Source organism: Epibacterium sp. ABV4_022, assembly GCF_056159345.1.
Map to the genome: position 1 here is coordinate 670,724 of NZ_JBSWVA010000001.1, position 22,455 is coordinate 693,178.

25 protein-coding genes are annotated in these 22,455 nt (G+C 64.7%); 11 read left to right on the top strand and 14 right to left on the bottom strand.

What is annotated here, in order from left to right:
- Positions 1 to 24: 24 nt before the first annotated feature.
- From ACXAF5_RS03205 to ACXAF5_RS03215, 3 genes are all read right to left on the bottom strand, one after another.
- A complete protein-coding gene (locus ACXAF5_RS03205; RefSeq protein WP_239318716.1) occupies positions 25 to 1,056 on the bottom strand; it encodes a hypothetical protein in 1,032 nt (343 codons plus the stop codon).
- Between the two features lie 38 nt (positions 1,057 to 1,094).
- Positions 1,095 to 1,565 carry a transcription elongation factor GreA gene (greA, locus tag ACXAF5_RS03210; protein ID WP_239318717.1) on the bottom strand — a complete coding sequence of 157 codons (471 nt, stop codon included), beginning with the start codon at positions 1,563 to 1,565 and terminating at the stop codon, positions 1,095 to 1,097.
- A gap of 315 nt (positions 1,566 to 1,880) precedes the next feature.
- Complete coding sequence (locus tag ACXAF5_RS03215) at positions 1,881 to 2,261, bottom strand: VOC family protein (protein WP_474945515.1); 381 nt, start codon at positions 2,259 to 2,261, stop codon at positions 1,881 to 1,883.
- Positions 2,262 to 2,413: 152 nt separating this feature from the next.
- Here ACXAF5_RS03215 and soxR point away from each other — a divergent pair, with 152 nt between their 5' ends.
- From soxR to ACXAF5_RS03235, 4 genes are all read left to right on the top strand, one after another.
- Positions 2,414 to 2,869: a redox-sensitive transcriptional activator SoxR gene (soxR, locus tag ACXAF5_RS03220; protein ID WP_474945516.1), complete on the top strand. Its 456-nt coding sequence runs from the start codon at positions 2,414 to 2,416 to the stop codon at positions 2,867 to 2,869.
- A gap of 235 nt (positions 2,870 to 3,104) precedes the next feature.
- Positions 3,105 to 4,754: an electron transfer flavoprotein-ubiquinone oxidoreductase gene (locus tag ACXAF5_RS03225; RefSeq protein WP_239318723.1), complete on the top strand. Its 1,650-nt coding sequence runs from the start codon at positions 3,105 to 3,107 to the stop codon at positions 4,752 to 4,754.
- A 123-nt stretch (positions 4,755 to 4,877) separates the two neighbouring features.
- Complete coding sequence (locus ACXAF5_RS03230; protein ID WP_474945517.1) at positions 4,878 to 6,596, top strand: tetratricopeptide repeat protein; 1,719 nt, start codon at positions 4,878 to 4,880, stop codon at positions 6,594 to 6,596.
- Positions 6,583 to 7,407, top strand: a complete 825-nt coding sequence (locus ACXAF5_RS03235; protein ID WP_474945518.1) for a 4-(cytidine 5'-diphospho)-2-C-methyl-D-erythritol kinase — start codon at positions 6,583 to 6,585, stop codon at positions 7,405 to 7,407. Before ACXAF5_RS03230 ends, ACXAF5_RS03235 begins: the two co-directional genes overlap by 14 nt.
- Positions 7,408 to 7,467: 60 nt before the next feature.
- Here the strand turns inward: ACXAF5_RS03235 and ACXAF5_RS03240 are convergent, their stop codons facing one another.
- Positions 7,468 to 8,466: a polyprenyl synthetase family protein gene (locus tag ACXAF5_RS03240; RefSeq protein ID WP_474947790.1), complete on the bottom strand. Its 999-nt coding sequence runs from the start codon at positions 8,464 to 8,466 to the stop codon at positions 7,468 to 7,470.
- A gap of 57 nt (positions 8,467 to 8,523) precedes the next feature.
- On the opposite strand from ACXAF5_RS03240, the gene ACXAF5_RS03245 reads away from it, so the two are divergent.
- The 3 genes from ACXAF5_RS03245 to ACXAF5_RS03255 all read left to right on the top strand — a co-directional run bounded on the left by ACXAF5_RS03245 (position 8,524) and on the right by ACXAF5_RS03255 (position 9,916).
- A complete protein-coding gene (locus ACXAF5_RS03245) occupies positions 8,524 to 8,745 on the top strand; it encodes a putative signal transducing protein (RefSeq protein ID WP_239318727.1) in 222 nt (73 codons plus the stop codon).
- Positions 8,738 to 9,517, top strand: coding sequence for a tRNA1(Val) (adenine(37)-N6)-methyltransferase (locus ACXAF5_RS03250; RefSeq protein ID WP_474945519.1), 780 nt, complete (start codon positions 8,738 to 8,740; stop codon positions 9,515 to 9,517). Before ACXAF5_RS03245 ends, ACXAF5_RS03250 begins: the two co-directional genes overlap by 8 nt.
- Before the next feature lie 231 nt (positions 9,518 to 9,748).
- Positions 9,749 to 9,916: a YdcH family protein gene (locus ACXAF5_RS03255; protein WP_239318732.1), complete on the top strand. Its 168-nt coding sequence runs from the start codon at positions 9,749 to 9,751 to the stop codon at positions 9,914 to 9,916.
- A 196-nt stretch (positions 9,917 to 10,112) separates the two neighbouring features.
- On the opposite strand, the gene yddG is transcribed toward ACXAF5_RS03255, so the two are convergent.
- The 6 genes from yddG to ACXAF5_RS03285 form a co-directional block, all read right to left on the bottom strand.
- Positions 10,113 to 10,976 carry an aromatic amino acid exporter YddG gene (yddG, locus tag ACXAF5_RS03260; protein ID WP_239318734.1) on the bottom strand — a complete coding sequence of 288 codons (864 nt, stop codon included), beginning with the start codon at positions 10,974 to 10,976 and terminating at the stop codon, positions 10,113 to 10,115.
- A gap of 6 nt (positions 10,977 to 10,982) precedes the next feature.
- Positions 10,983 to 11,921: a transcriptional regulator GcvA gene (locus ACXAF5_RS03265; protein ID WP_474945520.1), complete on the bottom strand. Its 939-nt coding sequence runs from the start codon at positions 11,919 to 11,921 to the stop codon at positions 10,983 to 10,985.
- A 363-nt stretch (positions 11,922 to 12,284) separates the two neighbouring features.
- On the bottom strand, positions 12,285 to 13,007 hold the full coding sequence (gene phbB, locus ACXAF5_RS03270) for an acetoacetyl-CoA reductase (RefSeq protein ID WP_239360456.1): 723 nt from the start codon (positions 13,005 to 13,007) through the stop codon (positions 12,285 to 12,287).
- Between the two features lie 221 nt (positions 13,008 to 13,228).
- A complete protein-coding gene (locus ACXAF5_RS03275) occupies positions 13,229 to 14,404 on the bottom strand; it encodes an acetyl-CoA C-acetyltransferase (protein ID WP_239318738.1) in 1,176 nt (391 codons plus the stop codon).
- Between the two features lie 296 nt (positions 14,405 to 14,700).
- On the bottom strand, positions 14,701 to 15,540 hold the full coding sequence (locus ACXAF5_RS03280) for an EAL domain-containing protein (RefSeq protein ID WP_239318739.1): 840 nt from the start codon (positions 15,538 to 15,540) through the stop codon (positions 14,701 to 14,703).
- A 182-nt stretch (positions 15,541 to 15,722) separates the two neighbouring features.
- The gene (locus ACXAF5_RS03285) at positions 15,723 to 16,286 is read right to left on the bottom strand and encodes a TlpA family protein disulfide reductase (protein ID WP_474945521.1); all 564 of its coding nucleotides are present in this window, start codon (positions 16,284 to 16,286) and stop codon (positions 15,723 to 15,725) included.
- Positions 16,287 to 16,305: 19 nt separating this feature from the next.
- On the opposite strand from ACXAF5_RS03285, the gene argH reads away from it, so the two are divergent.
- Genes argH through ACXAF5_RS03300 form a run of 3 tightly spaced genes read left to right on the top strand, consistent with a single transcriptional unit; the run spans position 16,306 to position 18,107 of the window.
- Positions 16,306 to 17,697, top strand: a complete 1,392-nt coding sequence (gene argH, locus ACXAF5_RS03290; RefSeq protein ID WP_474945522.1) for an argininosuccinate lyase — start codon at positions 16,306 to 16,308, stop codon at positions 17,695 to 17,697.
- A 22-nt stretch (positions 17,698 to 17,719) separates the two neighbouring features.
- Positions 17,720 to 17,896, top strand: coding sequence for a hypothetical protein (locus tag ACXAF5_RS03295; protein ID WP_474945523.1), 177 nt, complete (start codon positions 17,720 to 17,722; stop codon positions 17,894 to 17,896).
- Between the two features lie 13 nt (positions 17,897 to 17,909).
- Positions 17,910 to 18,107, top strand: coding sequence for a hypothetical protein (locus ACXAF5_RS03300; RefSeq protein WP_474945524.1), 198 nt, complete (start codon positions 17,910 to 17,912; stop codon positions 18,105 to 18,107).
- An 84-nt stretch (positions 18,108 to 18,191) separates the two neighbouring features.
- Here the strand turns inward: ACXAF5_RS03300 and ACXAF5_RS03305 are convergent, their stop codons facing one another.
- The 4 genes from ACXAF5_RS03305 to ACXAF5_RS03320 are packed head-to-tail and all read right to left on the bottom strand — an operon-like array spanning position 18,192 to position 21,088.
- Entirely contained in the window at positions 18,192 to 18,797 is a 606-nt protein-coding gene (locus ACXAF5_RS03305) for a pyridoxamine 5'-phosphate oxidase family protein (protein ID WP_474945525.1), read from the bottom strand.
- Positions 18,775 to 19,524: a lysophospholipid acyltransferase family protein gene (locus tag ACXAF5_RS03310; RefSeq protein ID WP_474945526.1), complete on the bottom strand. Its 750-nt coding sequence runs from the start codon at positions 19,522 to 19,524 to the stop codon at positions 18,775 to 18,777. Before ACXAF5_RS03310 ends, ACXAF5_RS03305 begins: the two co-directional genes overlap by 23 nt.
- The gene (locus ACXAF5_RS03315; protein ID WP_239318747.1) at positions 19,521 to 20,414 is read right to left on the bottom strand and encodes a cell division protein FtsX; all 894 of its coding nucleotides are present in this window, start codon (positions 20,412 to 20,414) and stop codon (positions 19,521 to 19,523) included. The genes ACXAF5_RS03310 and ACXAF5_RS03315 overlap by 4 nt, the downstream gene beginning before the upstream one ends.
- A complete protein-coding gene (locus ACXAF5_RS03320; protein ID WP_239318748.1) occupies positions 20,411 to 21,088 on the bottom strand; it encodes a cell division ATP-binding protein FtsE in 678 nt (225 codons plus the stop codon). Before ACXAF5_RS03320 ends, ACXAF5_RS03315 begins: the two co-directional genes overlap by 4 nt.
- Positions 21,089 to 21,311: 223 nt before the next feature.
- Between ACXAF5_RS03320 and ACXAF5_RS03325 the strand changes: the two genes are divergently transcribed.
- Positions 21,312 to 22,400: a zinc-ribbon domain-containing protein gene (locus ACXAF5_RS03325; protein ID WP_474945527.1), complete on the top strand. Its 1,089-nt coding sequence runs from the start codon at positions 21,312 to 21,314 to the stop codon at positions 22,398 to 22,400.
- The last annotated feature ends 55 nt before the right edge of the window (positions 22,401 to 22,455 follow it).

Sequence of the window (22,455 nt, forward strand, 5' to 3'; positions counted from 1 at the left end):
CCGCAGCCCCAAACGCGCTGCGCATCAGTCGAAGGTGCCCGCCACACGCCCCAACAGCATGAACGCACGGGCGGTGCGGGTGTCGCTCAGGGCGGAGATTTCGGTATCGGTCGCCTCCGCCTCAAACCGGGTGAACATCTGGTCGAACCGGCGCAGGAAATGGTGGGCGCTGTCGCGAAACAGCGGGTCCTGCTTCATCCGCGCCGACGACAGCGCCAGCGATGACCGGTCCCGCACCCCGCCAAGCGCCGCGACCGCGCGTCCGCGCGCGCCATTTGCGAACTGCCGCCAGATGTCGGGGCGGGCGCGGTCGGGGCGCAGGTCATCCATATAGATGCCTTCCTGACTCAGCAGGGTCAGCACATCCTGGGCGGCGCGGATCACCTGTGCCGCGTGGCGGTCCTTCAGCGCAAGGCGCAGAGAGACAAAGCCATCCTCATCCTCAGCCGACTCCGGAAAGTTCAACGCCCGGATGAAATGCTCATTGGACAAGGGCGGCGACATGTCCTCGGCCGAGGTGCCCAGCTCCAGCGATCCCTGTTCAGCCACCGCCTCCATCGCCTTGGACGGAATCGCCAGCCGTTCCGGCGTGCGGCGGGTGGACTGGAAGGTGGCCAGAACCGTCTCCGTCTTGCGGGCGGTTTCGGCGATCTCTTCCAGCTTCTTGGTCACCGAGGGCTCGGACACGGCGGCTGCCGCCTGGGTATGGGCCAGATACATGTGGCGCAGGCTGGAGATCGCCGCATGCAGGCGATCCGTCTCTTCGCGCATGATCCGGGCCGACCGCAGCGCGATCGCGGCCACCAGCAGCATCAGCACCGGCATCATCACCGCAAGCACCCGCACCAAGGGCGCGTTCCACTCGGTCGACAGGGCCATATCGGGCGCCAGCACATAGACCGCTAGGATGACCAACACCCAGAGCACCGCCAGCGCCAGCGCCGCCAGCTCGGGCAGGCCAAGCGGCGTCCGGGAGCTGCTCTCCAGTTCCGGCAATGCCATACCGGCCTGCCGGGCGGCAGAGGGCTGGTCCTTCTGGCTGGGATCGGTGGTCATGTCCTGCCCGCTATGTCCCTCTGTGTGCTTGGTTTTGCCTAGGCGTAGGTGATCTTGAGAATCTCATAGGCACGATCCCCGCCGGGGGTGCGCACCTCTACACTGTCGCCTTCTTCCTTGCCGATCAAGGCGCGCGCGATGGGGGATTTCACATTCAGCAGCCCCGCCTCGATATTGGCCTCGTGCTCACCCACGATCTGCCAGGTCTTCTCCTCGTCGGTGTCCTCGTCCACCACGGTGACCTTGGCGCCGAACTTGATCGCACCCGACAGTTTTGCCGGATCGATCACATCGGCCAGCGACAGCACGCCTTCGAGCTCCTTGATGCGGCCCTCGATAAAAGACTGCTTTTCACGGGCGGAGTGGTATTCGGCGTTTTCCGACAGATCGCCCAGTTCGCGGGCCTCGGCAATGGCCTGAATGATGGCCGGGCGCTCCACGCTCTTGAGATTCTTAAGTTCCGCTTCCAGCGCCTGAAAGCCCGTCGGCGTCATCGGGATCTTGTCCATGGTCTTGTCCGCTTTCGTGGTTCGTTCTTTTGTTGTTGTTTCATGTCTCTTGAACGCCGCCGCCCCGCCGCGAGGAGCAGCGGGGCGAGCCGTCGTGTTGGCAAATACCTGACCCAATCATGGACGCAATTGCAAGGGGGGCTGCGCGGGATGTGCGGGCTTTTGCTGTTTGCTGCGGGTGTTTAACGCAGCCAGCGGGGCCTCGGCGGCAGCGGCCCGGTCAGGCTGGGAGGCCGTGGGGGCCGCGCCCGATGTCGCCGCGCGGGGCCGATGTCCCGTAACCCGCGCGGTCCGTTTGCGGCCAGGAACAGCAGGTCAATCATACTCAACGAGCTCATACTCCACCCCCTCTTCGTCGAGGAAATAGAACCGGCGCCCCGGTTCATAATCCGCATGGCTTTTGGGGGTGTAGCCGGCCGCCTTCACCGCGGCTTCGGCGGCATCGAGATCCTCGACCACGACCGCAAGATGGTTGAGCGCGCCCTTGCTGGAATAGCGCGGGGCCGGGTCGGCCAGACCCTCGGCGGGCGCGTAGAGCGCGAGGTAGCTGTCCTTGGACCCCACGTGCACGGTATAGCCGCCATTCAGGGCCGGCCCTTGCCAGCGGATGTGCCAGCCAAAGATTTTTTCCATCCATGCGGCGGTCTTGTCGGGATCGCTGACGCAGATATTGGCGTGTTCGAGCGTTGCAGTCATAGCGGAGGCTCCTTCCATATGTCTTGCCTCCATCCGTGATAATTTCTAAACCTAACTTTAGCTCAAGAGGTTTCTGGCCGATCCCTGCGTTTTTTGCCCGGCCCCAAGATTGGCCCGATGCCCAGCCCGCCCGCTACGGAAGGATCTACCGCATGCCCGCATCCCATGGATTGTCGATCGGATATCTGGCCGAGCGCACCGGCCTCGCGGTGTCGGCCATTCGCTATTACGAGGCGCAGGGCCTGTTGGAGCCCTGGCGCAATGCGGGCGGCCAGCGCCGGTTCCACCGCGCCGACATCCGCCGGCTGAGCTTTATCATGATCGCGCAGAAGTTCGGCTTTACCCTGCCGGAAATCCGCGAGCAGCTGCAAAGCCTGCCCAACAAGCGCACCCCGACCAAGGACGACTGGTCGCGCCTGTCGGCGGGGTTTCGCAGCCATCTGGACGCGCGAATCGCAACGCTTGAAAAACTGCGCGACGATCTGGATGGCTGTATTGGCTGCGGCTGCCTGTCTTTGCCCACCTGTGCGCTCTATAATGCAGAGGACCGGGCCGCCCAAAAGGGCCAGGGACCACGATATCTGATGGGAGATCGGCCCGAAACTTGACACTCCTGTCGATTCACGCCGTTATTCGCGTCTCGGGTGACGAAAACCGGCGCGCCAAGGGGGTATTTTCCGGGTCTGTCAGGGAACCTACGTAGGGTATGGATTGACCTCTCCATGCTGCACCCGCTAAGCAACCGCGCAAGAATGTTGCGCCACACCGCCAGCGCAGTCACATTGCGCCAACCAGCCAAGGACCAGACGCGCAGGTCCGCACGATAGCCAAGGAGCACGCCGAATGGCCGAGATTGAACGCGAAGCAATGGAATACGACGTTGTGATCGTCGGGGCCGGTCCTGCCGGTCTGTCGGCCGCGATCCGTCTGAAGCAACTCGATGCCGATCTGGACGTCGTGGTGCTGGAGAAGGGGTCCGAGGTCGGCGCGCATATCCTGTCCGGCGCGGTTCTGGACCCCTGCGGTCTCGATGCGCTGATGCCCGACTGGAAGGAAAAGGGCGCGCCGCTGAATGTCGCGGTCAAGGACGACAACTTCTACATGCTGGGTGAGGCGGGCCAGATCCGCATTCCCAACGCGCCGATGCCGCCCCTGATGAACAACCACGGCAACTACATCGTCTCCATGGGCAATGTCTGCCGCTGGATGGCGGAACAGGCCGAGGAGCTGGGCGTCGAGATCTTCCCCGGCATGGCCTGCTCCGAGCTGGTCTATGGCGACAAGGGCGAGGTCAAAGGCGTGGTCGCAGGTGTCTTTGGCCTCGAAGAAGACGGCTCTTACGGCCCCAACACCGAACCGGGGATGGAGCTGCACGGCAAATACGTCTTCCTCTCCGAGGGTGTGCGCGGCTCGCTGTCGAAAGAAGTCATCGCCAAATACGGTCTCTCTGACGGCAAGGAGCCGCAGAAATACGGCGTCGGCATGAAGGAAATCTGGGAGATCGACCCCGCCAAGCACAAGGAAGGCTCCGTCACCCACACCATGGGCTGGCCGCTGAATTCCAACGCCGGCGGTGGCTCCTTCATCTATCACCTTGATAACAATCAGGTCTATGTGGGCTTTGTGGTGCATCTGAACTACAAGAACCCGCATCTTTATCCCTACATGGAGTTCCAGCGCTTCAAGCATCACCCGATGGTGGCGGAGCTCCTGAAGGGCGGCAAACGCGTCGCTTACGGCGCACGCGCAATCACCGAGGGCGGCTATCAGTCGATGCCGAAGCTGACCTTCCCGGGCGGCGCGCTGCTGGGCTGTTCCGCGGGCATGGTCAACGTGCCGCGCATCAAGGGCAACCACAACGCCATGCTGTCCGGCAAGGCCGCAGCCGAAGCGGCCTATGAGATGATCAAGGCCGACACCACCGATCAGGAGCTGACCGCCTATGAGGCCGAGGTGCGCAATGGCGCCATCGGCAAGGATCTCAAGATGGTGCGCAACGTCAAACCGATGTGGTCCAAATGGGGTCTCACCGCCTCGCTGGCGCTGGGTGGTCTGGACATGTGGACCAACAACCTCTTTGGCCTGTCTCTGTTTGGCACGCTGGGCCACGGCAAGAACGATGCCGAGGCGACGGAACCGGCCGAACAGCACAAGCCCATCGACTATCCCAAGCCCGATGGCGTGTTGTCCTTTGACCGCCTGACCAACGTGTCCTTTGCGGCGACCAACCACGAGGAAAGCCAACCCTGCCACCTGCGGCTGGGCAACAAGGACACGCCGATCTCCGTCAACCTGCCGAAGTTCGACGAACCCGCGCAGCGCTACTGCCCGGCGGGTGTCTATGAGGTGGTCGAAAAGGACGGCAAGGCCGAGTTCGTCATCAACTTCCAGAACTGTGTCCACTGCAAGACCTGCGACATCAAGGACCCGAGCCAGAACATCAACTGGACCACGCCGCAGGGCGGGGATGGACCCAACTATCCGAACATGTAACCGGCAGATATGCCATTCGTGATCACTTTGATGGGGCGCCTGCGGGGCGCCCCATTGCGCATTGCAGGGTTGGCGTCTACGCTCCGATCCAGATTGTTGTGATCCTGCTCTGGAGGCCCCTTCGTGCCCGTATCCTATCTCCGTTCCTTGACCTGCGCCGCCGCGCTTTTGTTGACCACTGGCCCGATGGCGGTGGCGGACGGGCTGGCCGGGGCATACCTGGCCGGGCGGGCCGCGACCTACGACAGCGATTTTGCCGCCTCGGCCAAATATTACACCCGCGCGCTGGTGCGCGACCCGCAGAACGTCACCCTGATGGAGAACCTCGTCTACGCGCAGCTGGCGCTGGGCAACGTGAAATCCGCCCTGCCGGTGGCGCAGCGGATGTGGGAGGCCGGCGTGCGCAGCCAGGTCGCCAATATCGTCATGGCCGGCAACCTCGCGCTTGAGGAAGACTACGCCGGATTGCTGGCGCGCGACGCACAGCAGTTCGAAATCAGCCCGCTGGTCGACGGCCTGCTGGACGCATGGGCCCATATGGGCAACGGCGCGGTGTCAGAGGCGCTGACCCAGTTCGATGCGGTGGCCGGACAGGACGGGCTGCGCTTCTTTGCGCTCTATCACAAGGCGCTGGCGCTGGCCTCTGTCGGCGATTACGAGGGCGCCGAGGAGCTGCTGGCCGCGAATGAGGGCCAATTGGGCCGCTCCTCCCGCCGCGCTGCCATTGCCCGGGTGCAGATCCTGTCGCAGCTTGGCCGCAATGAGCAGGCGCTCGAGGTGCTGGTGGACAGTTTCGGCGCCGGGTTTGACCCCGCGCTGACGGATCTGGCAGACCGTCTCGCCACCGGTGAAACGCTGGCGTTCTCGATCGCGCCAACGCCCCGCGATGGCATGGCCGAGGTGTTCTTCAGCCTCGGGCAGGCGCTGTCGGGCGAGGCCGCGAGCGACTATGTGCTGATGTATGCGCGCATGGCCGCGACCCTCAGCCCCGCGCATGTGGATGCGATCCTGCTCAGCGCCGGTCTGCTGGATCAGATGGGCCGCTACGAGCTGTCGATCGCCACCTACAAGAAAGTGCCGCGCGATCACTCCGATTTCCACGCCGCCGAACTGGGCCGCGCCGAGGCCTTGCGCCGGTCGGCCAATCCGCAGGCGGCACAGGAGGTGCTGGAACAGCTGGTACGCGATTTCCCCCAGCACATCGCCGTGCACATCGACCTGGGCGATCTGATGCGCCAGCAGGAGGACTATGCCGGCGCTGTGGCGGCCTATAATCGCGCCCTCGACCTCAGCGAGGAGGACGCTCCCAATCGCTGGTTCCTGCTCTATGCGCGCGGCATCTGTCACGAGCGGTTGCAGGAATGGGACGCGGCGGAGGCCGATTTCCGTGCCGCGCTGGAGATCGACCCGGACCAGCCGCAGGTGCTGAACTACCTCGGATATTCGCTGGTGGAGCGTCAGGAAAAGCTGGACGAGGCGCTGGCGATGATCGAACGCGCGGTCGCTGCGCGGCCCGACAGCGGCTATATCGTCGACAGTCTCGGCTGGGTGCTCTACCGGCTCGGAGATTACGCGGCGGCTGTCGGGCATATGGAACGCGCGGTGGAGCTGATGCCGGTGGATCCGGTGGTCAACGATCATCTTGGGGATGTCTACTGGGCCGTGGGCCGCAAGCTGGAGGCCGAATTCCAGTGGAAGCGCGCCCTGTCCTTTGTCGACCCCGAAGACACCAACGCCGAAGCCGACCCGGAGCGTATCCGCCGCAAGCTGGAAGTTGGCCTGGATGTGGTCCTGGCCGAAGAAGGCGCGGCCCCCTTGCAGGTGGCCAATGACGACAGCTGAGGTCTTTGCCCCGGCCAAGGTCAACCTCACCCTGCATGTCACCGGCCATCGCGGCGATGGCTATCATCTGCTCGACAGTCTGGTGGCGTTTGCGGACGTGGGGGACCGGCTGCGTCTGTCCCCCGGACCAGAGCTGTCGCTGGCGGTGTCGGGGCTGTTTGCCCCCGGCGTGCCCGAGGATGCGCGCAACCTCGTGTGGCGCGCGGCAGAGGGCGCCGGGTGGACCGGTCGGATCGCGCTGGAGAAATCCCTGCCGCATGGGGCTGGCATCGGAGGCGGGTCTTCGGATGCGGCGGCCCTGTTGAACGCCGTGAAAGGGCAGGGGGGGACGTTTCCGGACGCTCTGCCGCTCTCGCTTGGGGCGGATGTTCCGGTCTGCATGGCCGCTGCGGCTGCGCGGATGCAGGGCATCGGAGAGGAGATCACGGCCGTCGCCTTGCCACATCTCCCGGCGTTGCTGGTCAATCCCGGCGTCGAAGTGCCCACGGGGGCCGTGTTCTCGGCGCTTGCGTCACGCGACAATCCCCCGATGCCCGCAGAGGTGCCGCTGTTTGACGGCATCGGAGACTGCGCCGCCTGGCTGGAGGCGCAGCGCAACGATCTGGAGCCGGCGGCGATCCAGGTCGCGCCGCAGATCGACCGGGTATTGAGCGATCTGCGCGGCACCCGCGATGCGCTGATGGCGCGGATGTCGGGGTCGGGGTCGACCTGTTTTGCGCTTTATCCCAGCATGAAGGCCGCGCATTTCGCCGCCTATGAAATCGGCGCAGAACATCCCGAGTGGTGGTGCGTGGCGACCGAACTGACCTGAACCGCCCCGGCCTGCCCCGGCCTGCCCCGGCGAGCCCGGCAACCCGCCCGACCCGCGCCGTTAGTTCAGCCGCGACACCACGTAATCGGCCAGATCGATCAGCATGGTGCGGATGGGGTGCTCCGGCAGGACCGCGAGCGCGGATTTCGCCTTTTCCGCCCAGCCAAAGGCATCCGCGCGTGTTGCCTCCAGCGTGGCGTATTTTGCCATCAGCTCCAGCGCATGCTCCAGATCGCCGTCCTGCTGCCGGCCTTTGGCGATGGTGCGCTGCCAGAAGGCGCGCTCCTCATCGGTGGCCTCGGCAATCGCCTTGATCACCGGCAGCGTCAGTTTGCGTTCGCGGAAATCGTCGCCGATGTTCTTGCCGGTCTTTGCGGCGTCGCCCTGATAATCCAGCAGGTCATCGGCGATCTGGAAGGCGATCCCAAGCGCGTCACCATAGTCAAACAGCGCCTGCACCTGCGCTTCGGGCGCATCCGCGATGACGCCGCCCACTTCGGTGGCCGCCGAGAACAGCGCCGCCGTCTTGCCGCGCACCACCTGGAGGTAGATCTCTTCGGTGGTGGCCAGATCGGTCGCCGCCGTCATCTGCAACACTTCACCCTCGGCAATGGTGGCCGAGGCATTGGCGAGGATGTCCAGCACCCGCAGCGATCCGGTGTCCACCATCAGCTGAAAGCTGCGCGCAAAGAGGTAGTCGCCCACCAGAACCGAGCTTTTGTTGTCCCACAGCAGGTTGGCGGTGGGGCGGCCGCGACGCTGGGCGCTTTCGTCGACCACATCGTCATGCAGCAGCGTGGCGGTATGGATGAATTCGACCGTCGCCGCCAGCTTCAGGTGGTGGTCGCCGGTGTAGCCACACATCCGTGCCGCGGCGAGCGTCAGCATCGGGCGCAGCCGCTTGCCGCCGGCCTCGACCAGATGCGCGGTCACTTCGGGGATGCGAGGGGCGTGTTCCGAGGCCATCCGCTCGCGGATCAGCCGGTTCACGGCCTCCAGTTCCTCCGCAAGGGTGGCGGCCAGCAATTCATGGGGCTTCTGCGTCATCACCTGGTTCATCACATTCCCGACTGATAGGCTCGACAAGACCCCGGTCTTGCCCTTAGATCCATGGATATGAAGGAAGTTCTGCGCAGCACCGATCCGACGATCATGGCCTTTGCCACCGCCCTTCTTAACGGAGAGGGTATAGACTGCTTTGAAATGGACGTAAATATGAGCGTTCTTGAAGGGGGCATCGGGATTTTTCCGCGTCGTCTGCTGGTGCATCCCGATGATCTGGCGGAGGCGCGCGTGGTGATGCGCGACAACGATCTGCCGGTGTCGGACCGTGACTGACCCGGCGGTGTTTTCCGACACCGACCTCAGCCACGATGGCTTCCTCGGGGGGCGCCTCACCCTTGCCCAGCCCCGGACGGGCTATCGTGCCGGGGTGGATCCGGTGCTGCTGGCGGCCAGCGTAGCCGCACGTCCGGGACAGTCAGTGCTGGAACTGGGCTGCGGCGCGGGGCAGGCGTTGCTCTGCCTTGGGGCGCGTGTGGAGTCGCTGACCCTGACCGGGGTCGAGCTGCAACCCCCCTATGCGGAACTGGCGCGCCAAAATGCCGCTGCCAATGGCATCGCGGCAGAGGTCGTCTGTGCGGATCTCGAACAGCTGCCGGATAGGCTGCGCCAGCAGAGCTTTGACCACGTGATCGCCAACCCGCCCTATTACCGTGCCGGCGCCCATAGCCCGGCGCAGGATGCCGGACGGCGCACGGCCCTGGGCGAGGCGACCCCGCTGGCGGTCTGGATCGATACTGCCGCCCGGCGACTGAAACCCAAAGGGTATCTGCACATGATCCAGCGCGCGGATCGTCTGCCCGACATGCTGGCCGCCGCTGCTGGGCGGTTGGGCGCGCTGGAGGTGCTGCCGCTGGCGCCCAGGGTGGGGCGCGGAGCGGAGCTGGTGATCCTGCGCGCACGAAAAGGCGGGCGGGCTGCCTTTCGCCTGCATGCGCCGCTGGTGTTGCATGCTGGCGCGCGGCACGAACGCGACGGCGCCGACTACAGCGCGGAGGTCACCGCCGTCTTGCGCGACGGAGCCGCCTTGCCCTGGCCGCAACGCTGAATCGCCGACCACTCCGCAGCGGGTCGAAGATTTGCGCTATCTTTGTGCTTTTGAATAGGCAAAGCCGAATGTGGCTGCCCGCAGGTGGGGCAGGATGAGCGGGTTTTAGCCAAAAGTTGCAATTTGCACAAAAGAACCGTTCCGAATTGTGCGTCTGCGGCGTGACAGGTTGAAAGATCCATGCTCCAATCCCCATGTTGTTGGCATCAAGCTTTGAAAAGGAGGAATGACATGAGCCTCAGCTCGCATCTCACCGAACTGAAGAAGAAGCACGAGCATCTGAGCTTTGAAGTGGAACGAGCGGAGAAATCCCCGGCCACAGACCGCCTCCAAGTCAAATCCATGAAAAAAGAGAAACTGCGCCTGAAGGACGAGATCGAGCGTCTCTCCCACGCATAGCGGCGCGGCAGATCGGTTCGCTGCACCTGCACAGGACCGATCCACAGTATCCGATGACGGGCCGCATAGGGGCTGTATCCCAACCGGTCCCGGTCAGTGACAGGATGAAGGGCCTCGCCAAGCGCGAGGTCCTTTTCTATTTGAGAAAGGCAAATATGCCGGTCTGCGCCTCCGGCGCGTAGGATGTGCCGCCCGCTCAGGCGGTGACGGAGGCCCGCGCGGCCAGAAGGGCACCGCCGGTGATCAGCAGCGCCGCCAGTGCCAGGCCCCAGGAGGGCGCGGCGATCCCCGCAGCCACCAGAATCAGTGTCGACAGCAGCGGCGCGGCATAGGAACTGGTGCCCAGCATCTGAATGTCGCCCTGTTTGACGCCGATGTCCCAGACGTAGAACGCCAGCCCTACGGGACCGAGACCCAGGAGCAGGGTCGAGCTCCAGCCCAACAGGCCGAGCGGCCAGACGGTCTCTTCCACCAGCAGATGCAGCACGCCGGATGCAATGGCACTCAGCAGGCAGAACACCGCAACCGAGGCCGTGGGCGCATGCCCCATCAGGCGGGAGCCGACCGAATAGCTGGACCAGAACAGCGCACACAGAAAGGCAAGGCCGTAACCGGGCAGATATTGCGCCTGAAACCCGTCACCGCCTCCGGTGATGATGCAGGCCGCCCCGGCAAACCCCAAGAGCGCCCCGAGGAAATGCCCCCCGCGCAGCCGCTCGCCGGGCAGCAGGCCGGAAAACAGCACGATCAGCAGCGGCCAGAGATAGGCGATCAGCCCGGCCTCGGCCGCCGGCGCCGCCCGCAGCGCCGAAAAATAGAGCGCGTGATAGCCGAACACCCCGATGGAGCCAAAGGCATAGACCCGCAGCGGCACCCGGCGCAGTTGGGCCCAACTGTCGGTCATCTGAACCCAGATCAGCCCGATCACCCCACCAATGGTAAAGCAGATCGCATTCAGCATCAGCGGTGGGGTAGGGCTGGAGCCGACCGTCAGCAGCGCCAGAAGCGCCCAGAGGAGAACAGCGACAAATCCAATGGCGGTGGCGCGGGTGCGGGGCATGGGGCGTCAGAGATCCTTGACCGGGATGATTTGAAAATCGTCCCACATATGTGCAGTTTTCTCGATCTCTGCAAAGAACCATTCGCGAAATGCCCGGATCTGCGGGCGATCCTGGGTGCTGGGCAGGCACAGGAACCGAAACCGGGCCTCGGTTTCGATCGCGATCTTGAACGGCGCCACAAGGCGGCCTTCCTGCACATCCTTGATAATCATCGGGCGCCGTCCCAGCGCGACGCCCAGCCCGGCGCAGGCGGCATCAATGGCGTGATCCGCGTGCGAGAAATGGGTGCCATGGCCCGGCGTGAACGCCAGCCCCAGGGCGCGAAACCATGTGGGCCAGTCGCAGGCCGGGCTGAGAAAGCTGATGCTGTCATCATAGATCAGCGGCGCTTCACGCAGGCTTTCGGGGGTGGGAAACCGCTCATGAAGCTCCGGTGTCATCACCGGGGTCAGCCACTCCGGGCGCGCGGGTTGCGATACGAGATCCTCGTCAACGCCATAGCCGAATCGGATCGCCACATCGACGCTGTCGCGGCGCAGGTCCACCACCCGCAACCCCGCCGACAGGCGCAGGTCGATGTCGGGATGGCTGCGGGCAAAATCATAGAGCCGCGGCGCCAGCCATTTTGCCGTCAGCGCCGGCCCCGCCGTCACCGTCAGCGAGGTGGTGTCCAGCACCCGCTGCGCCTGTCGCCAGGCCGCGCTCAGGGCCTGAAACCCCGCGTCCGCCCCCGGCGCCAGCGCCGCCCCGGCCTCGGTCAATTCCACCGCACGATTGAGGCGGTGAAACAGCGGCGCCCCCAGATGCGCCTCCAGCGATTTGATCTGAAACGACAAGGCGGCCGGAGTCACATTCAACTCCTCCGCCGCCTTGGCAAAGGACATATGCCGGGCAGCCGCGTCAAAGGCGCGCAAAGCGGTCAGCGGGGGCAGGCGGTCGGTCACGGTTCACCCAAGAATAACTTAACCGAAGCTCGCAAAACTCTCGTTTGTCGTCAATCCAGCAAATGCGCATATTGAGGACACAACAGAGACGCTAAACCGAAAGGTGGCCAGGATGATTGAATATACTGCAACAGCCGAAGTGAAACAGGGCATGGCCCGGGCCCACGACGCGCGTGCGCAGGTCCTGCGCGATGCGCTCTCATGGATCTTTGCCCGCCGCCGTGCACCGGCTTCGGGGTATAGGGTTTCCCGCTGGACCTCAGCGCGCGCGAGCTGACCAACAGGCCCTTACGGGATGAGAGAGGGGCCGGTTCATCACGAACCGGCCCTTGCTCTGTTCATAGCGTTGCGAAACCCGGGCGATCAGACGAAGAACTGGCCGCCGTTTGCGGAAATCGTGGAGCCGTTGATGAAAGAGGCCTCGTCCGAGGCGAGGAACCCGACGCAGCGGGCGATTTCTTCGGGCTCGCCCAGACGCCCGGTGGGGATCTGTCCGATGATCGCATCGCGCACTTTCTCGGGCACCGCCATCACCATCTCCGTCGCGATATAGCCGGGGCAGACCGCGTTGGCGGTGATGCCCTTGGCCGCACCTTCCTGGGCCAGCGATTTCACGATGCCGAGGTCGCCGGCCTTGGTGGCGGCATAGTTGACCTGTGCAAACTGGCCCTTTTGACCATTGATCGACGAGATCACCACAACGCGGCCAAAACCCCGCTCGCGCATGCCGGGCCAGACCGGATGCACCGTGTTGAAGACACCGGTCAGGTTGGTGTCGATCACCTGCTGCCATTGTTCGGGCTGCATCTTGTGAAACGGCGCATCGCGGGTGATGCCGGCGTTGGCGACAACGATGTCGATGGGGCCAAGCTCCGCCTCGACCTGTTCGATCCCGGCCTTGCTTTCCTCATAGCTGGCCACGTTCCACTTGTAGGTCTTGATCCCGGTTTCCTCGGTGAACTGTGCAGCTGCGGCATCGTTGCCGGCATAGGTCGCGGCGACCTGACAGCCTTGCGCCTGAAGAGTCTTGGAAATAGCGGCGCCGATACCGCGCGATCCGCCGGTAACAAGGGCAATACGAGCCATGTGAGGGTCCTCCAACTTCTTTACTTCACTTTGTAATCTTATTGCATGGCGCTGCGCCAAGTGGCAATAAAATTTCGTAACCATTTTGCGCTTGCAGAATTGCGCCACGCCTCAGGCCGTGCCCCCACACTAAACCGGAGATTGTAACGGGGGAACGAAAAACAAAGGGGCGTCCGAAGACGCCCCCAAAATTGCCGATATTCCAATCAGGACTGTGCTTTTTACGGGCGCTCAACGCACATGGCGACGCCCATGCCGCCCCCGATGCAGAGCGTCGCGAGGCCTTTTTTCGCGCCGCGGCGTTTCATTTCAAACAGCAGCGTGTTCAGGACGCGGCAGCCCGATGCGCCGATCGGGTGGCCGATGGCGATGGCGCCGCCGTTGACGTTCACGATTTCCGGGTTCCAGCCCATGTCCTTGTTCACGGCGCAGGCCTGGGCGGCAAAGGCTTCGTTGGCTTCGACCAGATCGAGGTCGTCGACGGTCCAGCCGGCCTTGTCCAGCGCCTTGCGCGAGGCATAGATCGGCCCGACGCCCATCACGGAGGGGTCAAGGCCAGCCGTCGCATAGGACGCAATGCGTGCCAGCGGTTCGATGCCGCGCTTCTCGGCCTCGTCGGCGCTCATCAGCAGGGTGGCGGCGGCGCCGTCGTTGAGACCGGAGGCATTGGCCGCGGTCACCGAGCCGTCCTTGGCAAAGGCGGGGCGCAGTTTCTGCATCGCCTCGATGGTGGCGCCGTGGCGGATGTATTCGTCCTGATCCACGGTGATGTCGCCCTTGCGGTGCTTGACGACAAAGGCGGCGATTTCATCGGCGAATTTGCCTGCCTTTTGCGCTGCTTCGGCCTTGTTCTGCGAGGCCACGGCGAATTCATCCTGCATGTCGCGCGAGATTTGCCATTTTGCGGCCACGTTTTCGGCGGTCTGGCCCATGTGGTAACCGTTGAAGGCATCCCACAGACCATCGCGGATCATGGTGTCGATATATTGCATGTCGCCCATCTTGTGCCCTGCGCGCAGGTTGGCGGCATGGGGGGAGAGGGTCATGTTTTCCTGACCGCCTGCGGCGACGATGGACGCATCCCCCAGCTGGATGTGCTGGGCGCCCAGTGCAACGGCACGCAGACCCGAACCGCAGACCTGGTTGATGCCCCAGGCGGCGCTTTCCTGCGGCAGGCCCGCGTTGATATGAGCCTGACGGGCCGGGTTCTGGCCCTGGGCTGCGGTCAGTACCTGGCCGAGGATGGTTTCCGAGACCTCGGATTTGTCGATGCCGGCGCGGGCCACGACGGCCTCCAGCACGGCGGCGCCCAGATCATGGGCGGGCGTATTGGCGAACGCGCCGCCAAAGCTGCCGACGGCGGTACGCGCGGCGGATGCGATTACTACGTTGGTCATTCGGTCAGTCCTCTGCACTAAATGCGAAAATGCCGACGCGCCGGGGTGTGTAAAGCGTCACCCGGATCGTGCGACGTCTCCTCCCTTTCTCTCACTGGATAGCCCAACCGTGCACGTGCAGCAATGGTTTCGGCACAGCGGAGCCGGGTTCGGCGCAAAAAGGACGTTCCGGGACTGGAGGGACCGGCGCAGGGCCACAGCAGGCAAACGCGACCTTGCGTCCGTGCTGTACCGAGACAGGACAGAGGTGATCGCCGTCCCGGGGCAGGGGAGGTTGCAGTGGTCAGGGCAGCGGATCAGGCGCGGGCGCGGGTCTCGCCCTTTTCGTGCCAGGGGGGCGTGATCGTCGGCGCACCGTAGAGGAACCCTTGCAGGCAGTCGACACCGGCATCCACCAGGAAATCGGCATCCTCTTGCCGTTCCACAGATTCGGCGACGATGAACATGTCGAACTGCTTGGCGATCGCCACCAGAGCCCGGATCACCGCCTGATTGTCGTGATTGCCACTGACGCCGCGGACAAACTGCCCGTCGATCTTCACCGCGTCGAAGAAGAAATCGCGGAAATGTCCGATCGCGGTGGTGCCAGCACCAAAGTTATCCAGCGCAAAGGCGATGCCGTGCTGCTGCATCTGGTCCATGAAGTCGATCACCAGCTCCGGCGCCGCCATGGCGGAGGCTTCGGAAATCTCCAGCACCAGCCGTTCGCCGAGGAATTCGTCCCGTTCCAGGAACCGCTCCAGCACCTTGTTCCACTGGCTGTAGCCGATGGAGCGGGCGGACATGTTGATCGACAGGCGCACGTTGGGATTGCGTTGCAGCACCCGCAGGCCCTGTTCCAGCGCGAGGCAGTCGAGCTTGCGCCCCAATTCGCGCTCTTCGATCACGCTCATGAATTCGCGGGCGGGAATGATGCGACCGGTGGCATCCATGACCCGGATATAGCCCTCGTAAAAGGCGATCGTGTCCTGGGCCTGGCTTTGCACGATGGGCTGATAGGCCAGCAGGGTCTGGTCATGCTTGACCGCCTCCGCCACCATGTCCACCACGCTGCGATCCCGGGCAACGATGGCCGCCGAGAGTGGGTTTTCCGCCCCTTCCGGGATGTCGGTTTTCCAGAAATGCCGTTTCTTCACCTTCGCACGCCCCATCGGTCTGCGGTGACCGGCACAAGGCCGCCACCTTCCGAGTTGTCCATTGAACTCTAACTTCTCTCAAAAGAGTTGCGTGGAGATTAAGAGGCGCATTTTAGTCAATGCCCGGTTCGCAGCCGAAAGACGCTGCAAAACCGGGCGATGCGACAGGTTCCGGAGGCGCGTCAGGACCCGGCCACAAGGGCGCCGATCACGGCCTTGGCGCTCTCGGAGCTCCAGTCGGCCTCGCCACGTAACCGTGCGATTTCATTGCCTTCCGGGTCCAGAATCACGGTGATCGGCAGGCCCAGAACGGTCATGTCGCGGGCCACGGCGCTCTTGGGGTCCTGGTGGCGCGGCAGGTTGGTGACACCGATTTCGTCAAAGAACTTCTTGATCCCGGCCGGGTTGTTGCGCCCCGTCGCCAGCGTCAAAACTTCGAAATTTTCGCCGCCGAATTCGTCTTGCAGGGCCGAGAGCATCGGCATTTCCTTGCGGCAGGGCGGGCACCAAGTGGCCCAGAAGTTCACGAGGACATATTTGCCCTCATAGTCCGACAGCTGCGCCTCACCCGCGCCATCGGCCAGCTCAAAGCTGGCATTAGATGCCGGTTTGGCCTCGGTGTGGAAGACCAGTTTCTTCATGTCGCCCTCGCGCAGCGCTTCTACCGCGCTGAGGTCGGCGCCGAAGGCGGCATTTGCACCGAGGGCAAGGGCCATATAAAGGGAAAGCTGACGAACTAGACGCATAGTATCTCCAGGGTTGGCCATGACAGACAAGACCTCGAACCAGATGTGGGGCGGCCGCTTTGCCGCCGGACCGGACGCGATCATGGAGGCCATCAATGCCTCGATCGGGTTCGACCAGCGCATGGCAGCGCAGGATATTGCCGGTTCACGGGCGCATGCTGCGATGCTCGCCGCCACCGGTGTGATTACGGATAATGATGCCGAGGCGATCCGTGAAGGGCTGCTCACCGTTTTGTCAGAGATCGAAAGCGGCCAGTTCCAGTTTTCCACCGCGCTCGAAGACATCCACATGAATGTCGAGGCGCGCCTGAAGGAAATCATTGGCGAGCCAGCAGGCCGTCTGCACACCGGTCGGTCGCGCAACGATCAGGTCGCGACCGACTTCAAACTCTGGGTGCGCGATCAGTTCGACGCCGCAGAAAAGGGCCTGCTGGCGCTGATTGGCGCGCTGGTGGATCAGGCCGAGGCCGGCGCGGATTGGGTGATGCCGGGCTTTACCCACCTGCAAACCGCGCAGCCGGTCACGTGGGGGCATCACATGATGGCCTATGTGGAGATGTTTGGCCGCGATCTCAGCCGCGTCCGCGATGCCCGCAAACGGATGAACGAATCGCCCCTTGGCTCTGCCGCGCTGGCGGGGACGTCGTTCCCGATTGATCGCGAGATGACCGCCGAGGCGCTGGGGTTCGACCGCCCGACCGCGAACTCGCTTGATGCGGTGTCGGACCGTGATTTTGCACTGGAGTTTCTGTCGACCGCCTCCATCTGCGCCATGCATCTGTCGCGCTTTGCCGAAGAGCTGGTGATCTGGTCCTCGGCGCAGTTCCGCTTTGTGACGCTGTCGGATCGGTTCTCCACCGGCTCCTCGATCATGCCGCAAAAGAAAAACCCCGACGCCGCCGAGCTGATCCGCGCCAAGGTGGGCCGGATCTTTGGTGCCAACACGGCACTGATGATGGTGATGAAGGGGCTGCCGCTGGCCTATTCCAAGGACATGCAGGAAGACAAGGAACAGGTCTTTGACGCCGCCGACAACTGGATGCTGGCGCTTGCGGCGATGGAAGGCATGGTGAAGGACATGACCGGCAACCGCGACAGCCTTGCGGCCGCGGCGGGGTCTGGCTTCTCTACCGCCACCGATCTGGCGGACTGGATGGTGCGGGTTCTCAAGGTGCCGTTCCGCGATGCGCACCATGTCACCGGCGCCTTGGTCGCGATGGCCGAAGGGCGCGGCGTTGATCTGCCGGATCTGACCCTTGAGGACATGAAATCCGTGCATGAGGGCATCACCGAGGATATATTCTCGGTACTGGGCGTGGAAAACTCGGTGAATTCCCGCACATCCTATGGCGGCACCGCGCCCGCGCAGGTGCGCGCGCAGGTGGCGCGCTGGAAACAGATCCTGGGCTGAGCCCGACGCAAGGAGAACGACCATGACCCGTGTTCTGATGATGCTAGGCGTGGCGGCGTTCCTCGGCGCCTGCGGAGTCGACGGCGAACCGGTGCGCCCGAGCCTGAACGCGGGTCTCGGGATCTCCAACAGCGGTATCCACTTGGGTGGCGCAGTAGGGGTCAGCAAGGGCCCCGTCACCGTCAGCGTTGGCCTGTGAGGGCGCCTGCGTGATGTCCGAGCTTGCAATGCGATGCGCGCAGCGTGGGCCGGGGGCGCTTTGCCGTCGGTTCGGCCTGATCTGCATTGCTCTGGGGCTGGCCGCCTGCGACGTCGGCGGCCCACCCCGGGCACCGGCCCCCACACCGCCCACAGAGCCGGGCATTCACATCTCCGGCGAGGCCCGCGTGGGCGTTGTCTGGAGCGATTGAGGCCGGATCGTCCGCCGCCGCCGCGCTCTGCGCGTCCGAATTTTCTGCGGTCCTGACACGACCCCGAAACCGAGCCTGCCCGGATTACCACATGGTCTTGGCCGCACGCGGAGCCCAGGCGGCGTCATAGGCGGGGCCGCCTTCCTCGCCTGCGGTTTGTTCGGCCAGGATATCGCCCATCGAAGGCAGATCCGCGCTTTCATCCCCGCAGGTCCAGATCCGCGCGCGCATCAGGGCGCGGGCGCATTGGCAGTAGATTTCGTTGATCTTGATCACGATGACCGTGCGCGGCAGTTTGCCCGCTTTGTCAAACCGCTGCAGCAGGTCAGGGTCGGCGGTCACCTGGGCGGTGCCATTGACGCGCACCACGTTGTTTGATCCCGGCACCAGGAACATCAGCGACACCCGCCCGTCGCGCACGATATTGCGCAAGGAATCGATGCGGTTGTTGCCGTGCCAGTCGGGCAGCGCCAGCGTGCCCGGATCCAGTTCCTGCACCACCGGACCGTCATCGCCGCGGGGGCTGTCGTCGGTGCCCTCCGGCCCGACCGTGGCCAGCATGCACAGCCGCGATGCCATGATCCATTTGCGATAGAGCGGCGTCATCTGCCGCGCCACTTTACGTAACGAAGGCGCTCCCGGTGTCCCGTAAAGCGCCTCCAGATCTTCAACCGTGTTGACGAAGTCCATCGTGTTCAAACCCCAATTCTGACATCAATGCATCCGATCGGCTCTCGATGCGGCGCTCCAGATCGGCCATGAACAGGTCCCGCTCCTGTCCCGGCGGGATCGGGTCGAGGAACTCGACGACCCCGAGGCCGGGTTTGCGCAGGATGCCGGTGCGCGGCCACAACAGGCCCACGTTGGTGGCGACCGGAACGCAGGGCTGCTGCAACTCCGCATAGAGCACGCCGCTGCCCACCTTGTAGGACTTCTGCGCGCCCGGCGCGACGCGGGTGCCTTGCGGGTAGATCACCAGCTGCCCCGGTTCGGTGAACTCCTTGGCCACATCCTGCACCATCCGGGCGATCGCGGCCCCGCGGCGGCCCCGGTTGACGGGGATGCATCCCAGGCGCTTGGCGTAGACGCCGATGATCGGGGTCCACATCAGCTCTCGCTTCATGATGAACTTGGCCTGCGGCAGCGCGTTGAAGATGACGAGAATATCAAGGAAGCTCTGATGCTTGGCCGCGACGATGACCTCGCCGGTGGGCACCGTGCCGCGCACCTCGGTGCGAATGCCGACCATCCAGCGCGCGCTCCACAGCGCCCAGCGGGCATAGGTCTTGCAGGCCCGCCGCGCGCCGTTCTTCGACAGTAGCGCATAAGGGGCAAAGACGATGCCCAGCAGCAGCATGGCGGCATAGATCTGGATCACGTAGATCAGCGAGCGAAGATATTGAAAGGCAAGGGTCACGCAAGTTCTCCGAGACGTTTGCGCGCCGCGCGGGTGGTGGCCGCAAAGGCCACGGTCGCCGCGACAGGCGGGATGAGGAGCGGCAACAGCCAGCGCCAGCTCTGGAAGCCAAGCCCGGTGAGAAAGCCCCCTTCCTCCGAGGCCGCCGGCATCAGCCAGACGCCGATCATGCCCAGCCCGACGCCGACGGCGGCCCCGGTCAGCGCCCGCAGGGTGAAACGGCGCACAAAGGCCTGCGCGATATAGCTGTCCTGCGCCCCCACCAGCCGCAGCACCTCGATCACCTGCGCGTTGGCCGCAAGGGCGGCATTGGCCGCCAGCGTAATCATCGCGGCCATGGCGCCGCCAATGAGCAGGATCGACACCACACCAAGGCGACGCAGGGCGATCGCCGCCTCCACCAGCGGGCGCCGCCAGCGGGCATGGTCGTCCAGCACCGCACCGGGCACCTCCGCTTGCAGCCGCAGCCGCAGCCCCTGGGCGTCATAGCCGGGATCGTCCTCGGTCACCTCGATCAGCTGCGGCACCGGCAGCGTGTCCAGCGGGATCCCGGCGCCGAACCAGGGCGCCAGCAGCGCCGCCTGTTCCTCTTGGGTCAGCGCCCGGGCCTTGGCCACGCCGGGGGTCTGACGCAGGATCTCCAGCGCCGCCTGGGTCTGGGCATCGCGCTGTTCGGCGGGCGCATTGATGCGCAGGGTTGCAGCGCGCGCCAGCTCATCCGACCAGCGCGTGGCCACCCGACCCGAGGCCAGCGACAGCGCCAGCGCAAAGACACAGAGAAACGCCATCGCGCCGGAGACGAACAGCGTCAGCTGCGCGGTAAAGCCGGAGGGCGGCACCACCCGGTCGGCCTGGGCGTCACCGATGATGAGCTTGCGCAGCGCGTTCATAGGTCTGCCCCCGCCGAGACGATCTGCCGGTTCGACAGCCGCAGCACCCGCGCCTGCACCTGGTTCTTGGCGGCGCGGATCAGCGGCAGGTCATGGGTCGCCACCAGGATCGTCTTGCCCATGTGGTTCAACTCCACCAGCAGCCGCAGCAGGCGCTGCGACATTTCCCAGTCGACGTTGCCGGTGGGTTCGTCCGCGATGATCACATCGGGGCTGAGGATCACCGCACGGGCCAGGGCCGCGCGCTGGCGCTCGCCGCCCGACAGCTCCGGCGGCAGGGCGTCCATCCGCTCCGACAGGCCGACCCAGTTCATCAGTTCCTGCAGGTTCGCCTGCTCTTCCATCAGGCCGCGGCCCGACACGGTCAGGGGCAGGGCGATGTTCTCCACCACCGGCAGGTGGTCGAGAAAGCGGCAGTCCTGATGCACCACGCCGACGCGACGGCGCAGATAGGCCATCTGGTCCCGGTCCAGCCCCTTCACGTCCATGTTGAAGGCGCGCACATGGCCCGAGGTCGGCGTCAGGGCCCCGTAGCACAGCTTGAGCAGCGTGGTCTTGCCCGCACCGGACGGGCCGGTCAGAAAGTGGAAGGAGCCGGGCGCCAGCTGCACGGAAAGGTTGCTGAACAGCTCTCCTCCGCCGTAGTTGTAGCCCACATCTTCGAGTTCGATCACGATTGCATCCCAGCCCGAGGTTTCTGCCAGCGCGCGGCCATTCCGCGTTGCGTCGCGGTGTTTTGCACGAGCAAGGCGGCAGTTTCAATGGTGCGCGCAACCGGCTGCGGTGCGCAATCTGGAGGCCCGGCGGGGATTGGCTCTTTCTTGCCTTTCAGGAAGTTACTATGATTAGAGGGAAATTCACCCTTTTCGGGGTCACAGGGCCCGCCAAGGAGACCGGATGAGACTGATTTGCCCCAATTGCGGCGCACAATACGAGGTGCCCGAGGACGTGATCCCGGACGACGGGCGCGATGTGCAATGCTCCAATTGCGGTGATACCTGGTTTCAACCCTCCGCCCGCATGCTGGCTGAAACCGCGGCACAGCCTGCGGCGTCGGCGGCTATGGCGCCCGATGAACCGGTACCGGAACCCGAGCCAGCACCCGCGCCGGACCCGGAGCCGACACCGGCGCCAGCGCCCGAACCGTCTCCGGAACCCGACCCGACGCCGCCCTCTGATCCGGCTCCCGCTGATCCCGCATCGGATCCCGCACCGCAGGAAATCCCAGAGCCACCCGCCGAGGAGGTCTGGCCGCCCGCGCCCGAGCCCGAGGTCCCCGCCGCCGCGGCCGATGCCACCTGGCAGGAGGACCCGGAGGCGCCCGACCTTGCAGCGGAACGGGACGTGGAAGACGACATCGACGATGAGGAGGCGGCGACTGCGCCGCCGCGCCCTGTGGATGCACCGTCCAAGCGCCGTCTGGATCCCGAAGTGTCCCGCGTGCTGCGCGAGGAAGCCCTGCGGGAAAGCGCCCTCAGATCCGGGCAGGACGGGTTGGAAACCCAGGCCGAACTGGGCCTCGCCGATCCTGCCGAGGATGAGGCCAGCCGCCGCGCCCGCCAGGCGCAGGACCGTGTGGCGCGGATGCGGGGCGAGCCCCCCGCGCCCGACCCGGCACCGGCAGAGCCGGCGGCGCGCCCCCGGGAGGATACCGGGGCGTCCGAACGCGCGATGCCGGAGACCACCTCCCGCCGCGACCTGCTGCCGGACATCGAGGAGATCAACAGCGGCTTTGCCTCCGGCAGCGGCTCTGCGACGCCGCCCCCGGAACAGGATCTGCCGCGTGCCCGGCAACGCAGCGGCTTTTCACGTGGCTTTGTCCTGATGATCCTGCTGATGGTGGCTGCGATCCTAGTCTACGCCAATGCCCCCGCCATTGCCGAGCGGTTGCCGCAGGCCGATCCCTATATCAGCGCCTATGTGGCCTGGGTCGACCAGCTGCGTCTCTGGCTTGATGCCAAGGCCAGCGCGCTGGCGGCGGACTGAACCAACACCGGTAACAGACACTGACAGCACAACGCCGCGTTCGCCCAAGGCCGAA

What these genes read in the sequence shown, in the direction of transcription:
- ACXAF5_RS03205 (WP_239318716.1), bottom strand. Translation starts at nt 1,056, where the DNA reads ATGACCACCGATCCCAGCCAGAAGGACCAGCCCTCTGCCGCCCGGCAG.
- greA (WP_239318717.1), bottom strand. Translation starts at nt 1,565, where the DNA reads ATGGACAAGATCCCGATGACGCCGACGGGCTTTCAGGCGCTGGAAGCG.
- ACXAF5_RS03215 (WP_474945515.1), bottom strand. Translation starts at nt 2,261, where the DNA reads ATGACTGCAACGCTCGAACACGCCAATATCTGCGTCAGCGATCCCGAC.
- soxR (WP_474945516.1), top strand. Translation starts at nt 2,414, where the DNA reads ATGCCCGCATCCCATGGATTGTCGATCGGATATCTGGCCGAGCGCACC.
- ACXAF5_RS03225 (WP_239318723.1), top strand. Translation starts at nt 3,105, where the DNA reads ATGGCCGAGATTGAACGCGAAGCAATGGAATACGACGTTGTGATCGTC.
- ACXAF5_RS03235 (WP_474945518.1), top strand. Translation starts at nt 6,583, where the DNA reads ATGACGACAGCTGAGGTCTTTGCCCCGGCCAAGGTCAACCTCACCCTG.
- ACXAF5_RS03240 (WP_474947790.1), bottom strand. Translation starts at nt 8,466, where the DNA reads ATGAACCAGGTGATGACGCAGAAGCCCCATGAATTGCTGGCCGCCACC.
- ACXAF5_RS03245 (WP_239318727.1), top strand. Translation starts at nt 8,524, where the DNA reads ATGAAGGAAGTTCTGCGCAGCACCGATCCGACGATCATGGCCTTTGCC.
- ACXAF5_RS03255 (WP_239318732.1), top strand. Translation starts at nt 9,749, where the DNA reads ATGAGCCTCAGCTCGCATCTCACCGAACTGAAGAAGAAGCACGAGCAT.
- yddG (WP_239318734.1), bottom strand. Translation starts at nt 10,976, where the DNA reads ATGCCCCGCACCCGCGCCACCGCCATTGGATTTGTCGCTGTTCTCCTC.
- phbB (WP_239360456.1), bottom strand. Translation starts at nt 13,007, where the DNA reads ATGGCTCGTATTGCCCTTGTTACCGGCGGATCGCGCGGTATCGGCGCC.
- ACXAF5_RS03275 (WP_239318738.1), bottom strand. Translation starts at nt 14,404, where the DNA reads ATGACCAACGTAGTAATCGCATCCGCCGCGCGTACCGCCGTCGGCAGC.
- ACXAF5_RS03285 (WP_474945521.1), bottom strand. Translation starts at nt 16,286, where the DNA reads ATGCGTCTAGTTCGTCAGCTTTCCCTTTATATGGCCCTTGCCCTCGGT.
- argH (WP_474945522.1), top strand. Translation starts at nt 16,306, where the DNA reads ATGACAGACAAGACCTCGAACCAGATGTGGGGCGGCCGCTTTGCCGCC.
- ACXAF5_RS03295 (WP_474945523.1), top strand. Translation starts at nt 17,720, where the DNA reads ATGACCCGTGTTCTGATGATGCTAGGCGTGGCGGCGTTCCTCGGCGCC.
- ACXAF5_RS03300 (WP_474945524.1), top strand. Translation starts at nt 17,910, where the DNA reads ATGTCCGAGCTTGCAATGCGATGCGCGCAGCGTGGGCCGGGGGCGCTT.
- ACXAF5_RS03305 (WP_474945525.1), bottom strand. Translation starts at nt 18,797, where the DNA reads ATGGACTTCGTCAACACGGTTGAAGATCTGGAGGCGCTTTACGGGACA.
- ACXAF5_RS03315 (WP_239318747.1), bottom strand. Translation starts at nt 20,414, where the DNA reads ATGAACGCGCTGCGCAAGCTCATCATCGGTGACGCCCAGGCCGACCGG.
- ACXAF5_RS03325 (WP_474945527.1), top strand. Translation starts at nt 21,312, where the DNA reads ATGAGACTGATTTGCCCCAATTGCGGCGCACAATACGAGGTGCCCGAG.